Annotated in this window: 10 protein-coding genes and 2 pseudogenes; 6 read left to right on the plus strand and 6 right to left on the minus strand. The window is 69.8% G+C overall.

The window, feature by feature from the left end; all coding sequences use genetic code 11:
* Positions 1 to 527: IS30 family transposase (locus MCM47_RS44255; protein WP_238951643.1), on the plus strand; the 527-nt coding region annotated here is incomplete at its 5' end.
* 213 nt (positions 528 to 740) lie between these two features.
* A complete protein-coding gene (locus tag MCM47_RS44260) occupies positions 741 to 1,154 on the plus strand; it encodes an ATP-binding protein (protein WP_238951509.1) in 414 nt (137 codons plus the stop codon).
* 667 nt (positions 1,155 to 1,821) lie between these two features.
* Here the strand turns inward: MCM47_RS44260 and MCM47_RS44265 are convergent.
* The gene (locus MCM47_RS44265; protein WP_238951508.1) at positions 1,822 to 2,253 is read right to left on the minus strand and encodes a VOC family protein; all 432 of its coding nucleotides are present in this window, start codon (positions 2,251 to 2,253) and stop codon (positions 1,822 to 1,824) included.
* Positions 2,254 to 2,411: 158 nt separating this feature from the next.
* Positions 2,412 to 2,984, minus strand: a complete 573-nt coding sequence (locus MCM47_RS44270) for a dihydrofolate reductase family protein (RefSeq protein ID WP_238951507.1) — start codon at positions 2,982 to 2,984, stop codon at positions 2,412 to 2,414.
* A gap of 312 nt (positions 2,985 to 3,296) precedes the next feature.
* Here MCM47_RS44270 and MCM47_RS44275 point away from each other — a divergent pair.
* Positions 3,297 to 3,470, plus strand: a pseudogene (locus tag MCM47_RS44275) (IS630 family transposase); the annotation flags it as partial.
* A 37-nt stretch (positions 3,471 to 3,507) separates the two neighbouring features.
* Here the strand turns inward: MCM47_RS44275 and MCM47_RS44280 are convergent.
* Positions 3,508 to 3,786 carry a hypothetical protein gene (locus MCM47_RS44280; RefSeq protein WP_238951506.1) on the minus strand — a complete coding sequence of 93 codons (279 nt, stop codon included), beginning with the start codon at positions 3,784 to 3,786 and terminating at the stop codon, positions 3,508 to 3,510.
* A 229-nt stretch (positions 3,787 to 4,015) separates the two neighbouring features.
* Here MCM47_RS44280 and MCM47_RS44285 point away from each other — a divergent pair.
* Together MCM47_RS44285 and MCM47_RS44290 are read left to right on the plus strand one after the other, a co-directional pair.
* A pseudogene (locus tag MCM47_RS44285) lies at positions 4,016 to 4,282 on the plus strand (muconolactone Delta-isomerase family protein); the annotation flags it as partial.
* A 69-nt stretch (positions 4,283 to 4,351) separates the two neighbouring features.
* Entirely contained in the window at positions 4,352 to 4,696 is a 345-nt protein-coding gene (locus MCM47_RS44290; RefSeq protein ID WP_238951512.1) for a nuclear transport factor 2 family protein, read from the plus strand.
* A 369-nt stretch (positions 4,697 to 5,065) separates the two neighbouring features.
* On the opposite strand, the gene MCM47_RS44295 is transcribed toward MCM47_RS44290, so the two are convergent.
* Positions 5,066 to 5,785 (minus strand): hypothetical protein, encoded by a 720-nt coding sequence (locus MCM47_RS44295; RefSeq protein WP_238951505.1) that lies wholly within the window; start codon positions 5,783 to 5,785, stop codon positions 5,066 to 5,068.
* Entirely contained in the window at positions 5,786 to 6,373 is a 588-nt protein-coding gene (locus MCM47_RS44300; protein WP_238951504.1) for an RNA polymerase sigma factor, read from the minus strand.
* A 531-nt stretch (positions 6,374 to 6,904) separates the two neighbouring features.
* Between MCM47_RS44300 and MCM47_RS44305 the strand changes: the two genes are divergently transcribed.
* A complete protein-coding gene (locus MCM47_RS44305; protein ID WP_238951503.1) occupies positions 6,905 to 7,804 on the plus strand; it encodes a ribosome-inactivating family protein in 900 nt (299 codons plus the stop codon).
* 378 nt (positions 7,805 to 8,182) lie between these two features.
* Here the strand turns inward: MCM47_RS44305 and MCM47_RS44310 are convergent.
* A partial coding sequence (locus MCM47_RS44310) for a transposase (RefSeq protein WP_238951502.1) occupies positions 8,183 to 8,599 on the minus strand: 417 nt, incomplete at its 5' end.

Below are 8,599 nucleotides of genomic sequence, written 5' to 3' on the forward strand. Positions count from 1 at the left end.
CCCGCCCCGTCAAGAACATGCTGATGATCAGCGAGCGACCCGTCGAGGCCGCCGACCGAGCCGTCGCCGGCCACTGGGAGGGCGACCTCATCGTGGGCCCCAAGTCGCGCTCCGCGATCGCCACCCTGGTCGAACGCAGCAGCCGCTACCTGGTCCTCGTCCACCTGCCTACCGGCCACACCTCCAACGCCGTGCGCCGCGCGCTCACCGACGTCTTCAAGACGCTTCCGGAGCAGTTGCAGCAGTCCCTGACCTGGGACCAGGGTTGCGAGATGGCCGCCCACCGAGGCTTCACCCGCGACACCGGCGTCCCGGTCTACTTCTGCGAGCCCGCCAGCCCTTGGCAGCGGGGCTCCAACGAGAACACCAACGGCCTGCTCCGCCAGTACTTCCCCAAGGGCACCGATCTGTCCGTCCACACCCCCGAGCACCTGGCCGCCGTCGCCGACCGACTCAACAGCCGCCCACGCAAAACGCTCGGCTGGGAAACCCCAGCCGAGCGTCTGCTTACACTGCTCGCGGCTTGATCAACTCACCACGTGTTGCAACGACCCCTCGAATTCGCCTGGTGGTCGGGGCCCTGCGGCGCTCCCGGCCGAGTGGCGGTGCGCCGCTGCGCCTGACCGGTCGCCGGCCGACGGCCCGTGAGGCACGTCGCATACAGTCACCGGCTGCGGGCAGGCGCTGGACGTACGCATCCGGAGGTTGTCGAAGGATCTGAAGGTTGGAGGGAGGTCTGCATGGCCAGGATCCACGGAGTGGGGTGGGCCCGACGCCTTCCGCTCGGCACGGAGGTGCGGGCCGGCCGGGAGTGGGCGCGGACGCATCTGGAAACCCTGGGCTGGAACCGGGACGCGCCGGCGGTCGCGGACGCGGTGGTACTGGCCGTGTCCGAACTGATCACCAACGCCCACGTCCACGCCGGCAGTGACGCGGAACTGGTGCTGACGTGGGACGGGCGCTGTCTGCACCTGAGCGTCCACGACCACAGCCCTCGGCTTCCCCGTCCGCGATCGGCCGCGCCCGACGCCGTCGGCGGGCGGGGCCTGACGCTGGTCGACGCGCTCGCCGACCACTGGCACACCCGCCGGCAGAGGAACGGCAAGACGGTCACCGCCTGTTTCCACCCGCCGGGCGCGGGGCCGTCCCACTGAGCGGTCCGGCCGGTGGCGGTGTCGTCGTCCAGACCGTCGCCGAATCCCTTGGGCAGGACGGTCAGGGCGTCGATCATCTCGCGGCGGGAGGCGGGTGCGTGGTCGGCGGGCCGGCCGATGCGCTGCGCGACCCCGCACACCGCTCGCGGCAGCCGCCATCGACACCTTCGAGTACGAGCACGCAGCCTTCGCCTCGCCGCTCTTCGGCCTGCCGAACGCCCTGCTCACCCCGCAGGCCGCCGGGATGACCAGGAACGCCATGGCCACGGCGGCCTTGCGCTGCGCGGACCACATCGCGGCCCTGCTCGCCAACCGCCCGGGCGGCGTACCTGTGGTAACCATGACGGTGGCCTACGAGGCTCCTCGCTCACCGTGCCGGACGACCACCTGCCCGCCCGCGTCCGCCGAGTGCGGTCATCGGATGCGGCGGCTTCGTGGGCGGGTGTCCCAGCGGTAGGGCGTCCAGGCTCGTCGGACTGGGCAGCGGACGGTGATGACGCTGGCCAGGGCGATGAAGAGGACACTGATCACGGGCCGGCGGTGATGAGGGTCCACGGGAGACCGTCCTTGGGGAATGTTGTCGGGCAGCCGGCTGCCCGACAACATTCCCCCGACAACATTCCCCAAGGACGGAGACGGATCCCCACCTCGCGGTCTCCGAGGAAGATCAGGCGAGGCAGAACTCGTTGCCCTCGATGTCCTGCATCGTGATGCACGACTCGTTGACGCCATCGGCACGCTGCGTCAGCACGTGTGTCGCGCCGAGCGCCATCAGCCGTGCGCATTCAGCCTCGAGTGTGGCCAGGCGCTCGTCACCCACGAGCCCGGCGCCGGCCCGCACATCGAGATGCACCCGGTTCTTGACGACCTTGCCTTCGGGGACTCGCTGGAAGAGCAGGCGCGGGGCCACACCCGAGGGATCAGTGCACGGGAAGTAGATCGCATCCTCGGGCGGCAGCGAGCGGAAGCACTCCTCCCACGTGGCAAAGCCCTCAGGGACCGCCGGCATGACGTACCCCAGCACCTCACACCAGAAGGCGGCCAGGCGCACAGGATCCGCGCAGTCGAAGGTCACTTGGAACTGTTTGATCGTTGACATCGGCGCACGATAACAGGAGCCCCGCTCATTTCCCCAGGTCGGGAGGTCCGCACGTTGGGGCACAGGTGATCCGAGGTCCACTGAGCGAGACCTTCAAGCGGTGCCGTGTCGGTGCCGTGTCCGGTGCCGCGGTTGGCCGGGAAGGTGTGCGAGTCGTGTCAGCGGACGACGTCGAACACGTTCTTCTGCAGGCCGTTGGCGTACGCCTCGTGCTCGACCAGCTTCAGCTTCTGGGTGTCCTTGTCCGTGGCGCTGAACAGACGCTTGCCGGCGCCGAGCAGGAGCGGGAAGACGAGCAGGTGGTAGCGGTCGATCAGGCCGGCGTCCGAGAGGCTCTGGTTCAGCGAGGCGCTGCCGTGGACGATGATCGGGCCGCCCTCGGTCCGCTTCAGCGCGGCGACCTCGTCGAGCGAGCGCAGGATCGTCGTCTCGCCCCAGTTCGACGCCAGGTCGTCGTCGGTGAGGGTGGTGGAGACGACGTATTTCGGCATCGCCTTGTAGTCGGCGAAGTCCGCCATGTCCGGCCACACCGGGCTGAACGCCTGGTAGCTGGTCCGGCCCATCAGCATCGCCGTGGCCTCCTTCTGCTCGCGGCCCTTGATGTCGAACGCCTCGGGGAGGAACTCGATGTCCTTGAAGGTCCAGCCGGAGTTGCGGTAGCCGGGCTCGCCGCCCGGGGCCTCCACGACGCCGTCGAGCGAGATGAAGGCGGTGCTGATCAGGGTGCGCATCTATGGTTCCTGGTGTCTCGTGTCCGGTTGTCGGTGGGGCGGATCGGTGGACGTAGCAGCCCCACGTTCGGCTGCGGCGCACCATCCACGACCTATGACTGATGATCATGAACGAACTCATCGCTCCGCGCCTGGTCTTTTCTGTGATCTCAGCGGCCGAATCGGCGCTCAGGGGCGTCAGCGTCCTCGCCTGCGGCGTCTACCAGGGGCAGCGGCGTGCGGCGAAGGACCCACCTCAGCGCTGCCAGGGACCGCACATGACCACTACTCAACGTGACTCGACCGAGGCCCGTACCACCGCTCGCAAGCTACTCGAAGCACCCGAACCACACGGTCCAGACCCGCGCGCTGCACTCCTACCTGCGCTGGCGCAACACCAACGCCCGCCACCTCGACGTCCTGGCCGCCCAACGCAGGGAACGCGCGCGCATCCGCAGCGAAAAGGGCCTTCGCTGGGGAGGAAGGACGCTCACCGAAGCGGCGTGAACGGCCCACACCTCCGCCAGGTCGCTCACCCGAAGACCTAGACCGGCACGCGGACGAAACCCTCGGTCCAGTGGTCCCCATCGAGGTCGTACTCGCCGATCTGGAAGCAGTCCGGCTCGTCGACGAAGCCCGGGAGAAGACGCGCGCGACGCATCCGCTCTTCGGCCGCGGCCTCGGAGGAGTAGATGCCCAGCAGCTTGACGTCGTCGCCGTCCTGCTCGTCGATGAACACGCCCCCGTCGTCGAGGTGAATCGTCTCGTCGCTGGGGCCGGCTACGTTCTGGTGGCTGATGTGCCAGAGGGGATAGACCTTCACGGGCGCAGGCTACCCCGGGCCCAACCGGTGAACGCTCCCGGTCAGAGCACTAGGCGAAGGCCTCCAGGGCAGCAGGGTGGTACTCGCGAAGCAGGGTGCCGAGCTGACCGAGGCCGTCCGGGGCTTGCTCGTCAGGACCGCCCGACCTGGCTGAAGCAGACTGGGAAGAGGCGCGTCGGCCAACCGCACGGCGGGCTCCCGTACGGCCGGCTCCCCGAAAGAGGTGATCATGGAATTCCTCGTCACGATGACCACCCACATCCCGGACGGGACCCCGGAGCAGGCTGTCGAGGACATCCGCACCCGCGAGGCCGCACGGGCGCGTGAGCTCGCGACGCAGGGACACCTGCTCCGCCTGTGGCGCCCTCCCCTGCGACCGGGCGAATGGCGCACCCTCGGGCTCTTTGCCGCCGCCGACGGCGACCGGCTCGAGGAAGTCCTGGCCTCCATGCCGCTGCGCATCTGGCGCACCGACGAGGTCACCCCGCTCTCGCCCCATCCGAGCGACCCCGACCACGCCGGCGGCGCCACGACTCCGACGAGCAGCACAGCGGACAATGAGAAGATCCTTCGTGGCATCCTCGACGAGTGGAAGGCGGCCGTCGATGCGCACCAGCCCGAGCGGGCCGCCTCCTACTTCGCCGAGGACGCGATCTTCCAGGGCCTCCATCCGTACACCGTCGGTCGCCGCGGCATCGCCGACTACTACGGCTCCCAGCCGCTCGGGATGACCGCCGACTACCGGATCCTCGAAACCAGGCAGCTGGTCGACGGCGTGGTGCTCGGCTACACGAGTGTCGACTTCTCGTTCACCGACCGGCCGACGCTCACGGTGAACCTGAGCCTGGTGGTCAAACAGGCGGCCGACCGCTGGTACATCAGCCACTACCAGGTATCCAAGCTCGGGTGACGGCGGCCCGGCAGGCCGCCCGCCACGCTCACCCTCTCAGGGGAAGGTCGTGCCGCCCGACGGCGGAGACGCACGACCGGAGGCGCTGACGCGCGCCTCGAGTACCGCCTCAGCCAGGCCGACCGGACGAACCGCTTCGTCGCCCTCCAACGCTGCACCGCGCCGTCCGCCGCACCCGCGAGGCCGTCGCCTGCCGCTGAGGCTGGCCCCGGCCGCATCCGCTCCGGCCGCGCCCGTGGAGCCGCGAGCCGGTCGCCGACACGTGTCATCCTCCGCCGCTACCGGCCGCGGCGGAGGATGACGCTGCGGCCGGGCGGCCGACACGGTGGTCAGTACGACCGCGAGACGACCGTGGGCACAGTCATCGCTCTACTGGAAGTGAACCGTGCCGGGCGGCGGGGCCGGCAGGCAGTCCGGGCCCGATCCGTCCAGCAGACCTGCCGTGATCACGCCGTAGGCGTGGGAGGGATCGGTCTTGGCGAGGGGGAAGCCCACCATGAGCAGCTTGCCGGCGGGGATCTTGCCGGGGCGGATGGAGAGAACGGTCTTGCCGTCCTCCCCTCCGATGTCCCAGCCATCGGCTGGCGGACTGGCGTCGCCGGGGGAGGGGTGCGCCGAACCGGGCGGGGCCGGGCGCGGCGTTTCGCCGCGGGGCGGCTCCGGGTTCGGGGAGGCGGACGGGGGCGAGGACGGGCTGGGGGAGGCGGTCGGGTCGGGACCGCCCCACGGGGTGGCGCAGTCGGGGTCACCGGCCAGCACGCGGCTGTGAACGCCGATGCGGTCCAGGTCCTTCTGCAGCGTGCTCAGGTCGATCTTCCCGGCCGGGTTGACGATGGTGAGTTTGACGAGGTCGTTCCCGTCGTTCTTCAGGGTGTAGGCGGCCGCGGGCTGGCTCGGCAGCACGGTCAGGGTGACGCCTGCCACGGCGGCGGCCAGACCCGAGGCCAAACCGACCGGGACCCAGCGCACGCGGACGCCGCGGCGGGGTCGGGCCGTGGCCGACCGGTCGGGGTGCGGGCTTTCCGCCCGCTGCTGGACGTGGTTCTTGAGCTCGTGCATCAACCGCTCCTCGAAGCGTTCGGCGTTCATTCAGGCCTCCACAAGGGACGAGGGGGACGGAGAGGACTCGGGATTGGCGCCGGGCTGCCGGAGGGCCTTGCGAGCCCGGTGCAGCCGGACCCGGGCAGCCACGGTGCCGATACCGAGTGCCCTGGCGGCCTCGGAGACGCTCAGACCGTCAACCGCCACCAGTTCCAGCACCTCCCGCAGTCCGCGCGGCAGCAGAGCGATGCGTTCCAGCAGCTGTCGCGAGGCGCGCTCGGCGTCGATGCGCTCCTCCAGCCGTGCGATGTCATCGCCGTCCAGCAGCCGGTGGCCGGCTATTCGGCCCTCGGCCGCCCAGATCCGCGCCGCGCGCCGTTCCTGGGACGCGGCCACGTTGCGGGCGATGCCGTGCAGCCAGGCGATCGGCGTGCCCAGCTGCGGCCGGTACCCGCCGGCGGCGGAGATCGCCGCGAGGAAGACCTCGGTGACCAGGTCGGCCGCAGCGTGCGGGTCCCGGGTCCGCCGGGTCGCGTACCGCAGCACCGCCTGCACGTGCTCACGGTAGAAGGCCTCGAACGCCTCCGGATCCTCACCGATCCGCGCGACCAGACCGCTGTCCGGCGGTTTCCTCACATCGACTCCCTTGTCTGTCCGTCCCCCACATCTCCTCTTGGCGACGCACGACAGGAGCGTTACATCCGACCAGAATCGACTTTTACGCGGCCCCGGTACGCAGCGCCGGCTGGCATGTGAGGCGAAGTGCCTTGGGCCGGTTCTCGACGCCGGCCCAGTACGGATGCGCGTCCAGCCCGGCGCCGACCGCAGCGACGAGGATGCCGCGCGGCTCTCCCCGTTCAAGGACCGGCACAACAACTTCTCTGTCTGCTAATGAACTTGAACTCGTGATGTCGGTCGGCTCGTGATGTCGGCGTCAGGATCCGAAACCGCCGGATGGCTGCTGACTCGGGTTCAGGCGGTGACTGGTTCGATGACGATCGCCGTCCACCCGGGACGCAACGACAGACTGAGCGTCAATTCCCTTCTGAGGTAACGGTTCTCGCTGTGCGCTGAGAGAGCCGGAGCTGTGCGCGGTGGGTCCACTCGGAGAGCGGTGACACGGCAGGGTTGGGCCCGTCCCCGTTCCTCCCTCACAGGAGTCAGCCCGTGCACCTTCACACCACCCTCGGCCGACGGCTCGTCGGCCTCCTCCTCGCGCTCGGCCTCGCGCTCGGCCTGGTGCAGGCCTCCGCCACCGTCGCGCACGCCGATCCGAGCGGATCGATCACCAAGTTCGACTGGGACCTCGGCGACCTCGAGTGGGGCGGCGAGGCGGCCCACTCCAACTACTGGCACGCCATCGACCAGTTGCACCGCATCAGCGGCCACGACATCCCCAACCACCCCGAGGTCGCCTCCCAGCTCGACGAGACGACGCTGCTGCCGACCCGCCTGATCGAGGCCCGCATCCTGGTCTACGGGCAGTACCGGGGCTCGCTCTACTGGTGGGCGGACAACCTCTACTTCGCCGGCTTCTACCAGCCGCCGTACGACAACCACCCGGGCACGCACTACGTCTTCCCCGATGTCTGGCCCACCGAGTTCCAGCAGGTCACCCACTCCGGCAACGTCCAGCGCCTGCCCTGGGACGGCAACTACTCCCGCCTGCCGGGCGGCGGCACCGGCGAGCGCGCCGGGCGGGCCATCGGCTATGCCAACCTGACGAACGCCCTCACCAGCATCGCGACGGCGGCGACCCGCATCCAGCGCGACTCCAACGGATTCGCCCGAGAGATGGTGACGATCATCCAGGCGACCTCCGAGGCGGCCCGCTTCGGCCGCGTCTTCGACAACATCCGGGGCAACATCCGCAACTACACCTCGACCGCCATGGGTCCCGAGAACGTCGACCTCCAGCAGCACTGGGACGACGCCTCGACCTTCGTGTACCGGCAGCTGGGGGGCCAGACGCCCACCTTCAGCATCAGCGGCCACACGTTCCGCACGCTGGCCGCCTTCCTCGCCTACGTCGGCTACATGGAGCTCCACGCCAAGGTCCCGCGCTGATCCTCGACACCTCCGCACCGCGGAACGCTCGGCCGGACTGCCCGGCCGAGCGTTTCCGCCGTCCGGGCGCCGGGCCCGACACGATCCCGCGCCCGGTCGTCCTCCGTGCCCGCCCGGGCCTTCCCGTGCTGGTGCCGCCAGCCGGGCTCCCCGGCATTCCACCAACACGTGCGCACCACGCTGCTCCACGCCCTGGAGGAGCCCGCTGCTGCGGCCCGCCCCGACCAAGCGCGAGCCGGGGATCGCCCTGGTCTCCGCCCCGGGCGATCCCCGGAGGGGGCAGCGAGCGCTGCACCCTCAGGTTGTCCCGGAGCTGTGCCAGCACCGTCCCAGGCTGTCCGGCAGGTCCGTTTCGCTAGACGACTGATGCCAAGGGGTTCAGTGGTCATACGCGGTGAGGGAGCGCATGACGGGCTGTCCCGTCTGGTCGTTGTGCCAGATCGCGGTGGTCAGCGCGAGGATCCGCTGGAGGACGCGGACCATGACGCCGCCGGGTGTGCGGCCCTGGTGTCGTTCGAGATCGAGCTGGCCCTTGAACGTGTCATTGACGGACTCGATGATCTGCCGCAACGGCTTGAACAGCTGCGATCCGGCCCGTTGGGTCTCGCCCTTGCGGGCCGGCCGCAGGAGCCGGATCTCCAGCTCGGCGAGCTCACGCTCGAATGCGGCACCGTAGTAGTTCCTGTCCCCGATCAGAGTCTGTCCGGGGCGGGCGGCCACCAGGTCGGTCTCGGTGTCCAGGATGTCCAGCAGGGTGGTGCGCTCGTCGGCCTTGGCGCCGGTCAACGCGAACGC

This window comes from Kitasatospora sp. A2-31, from assembly GCF_022288725.1.
GTDB lineage: Bacteria > Actinomycetota > Actinomycetes > Streptomycetales > Streptomycetaceae > Kitasatospora.

Coding starts and splice junctions, on each gene's coding strand:
- MCM47_RS44260 (WP_238951509.1), top strand. CDS start 741: ATGGCCAGGATCCACGGAGTGGGGTGGGCCCGACGCCTTCCGCTCGGC.
- MCM47_RS44265 (WP_238951508.1), bottom strand. CDS start 2,253: ATGTCAACGATCAAACAGTTCCAAGTGACCTTCGACTGCGCGGATCCT.
- MCM47_RS44270 (WP_238951507.1), bottom strand. CDS start 2,984: ATGCGCACCCTGATCAGCACCGCCTTCATCTCGCTCGACGGCGTCGTG.
- MCM47_RS44295 (WP_238951505.1), bottom strand. CDS start 5,785: ATGAACGCCGAACGCTTCGAGGAGCGGTTGATGCACGAGCTCAAGAAC.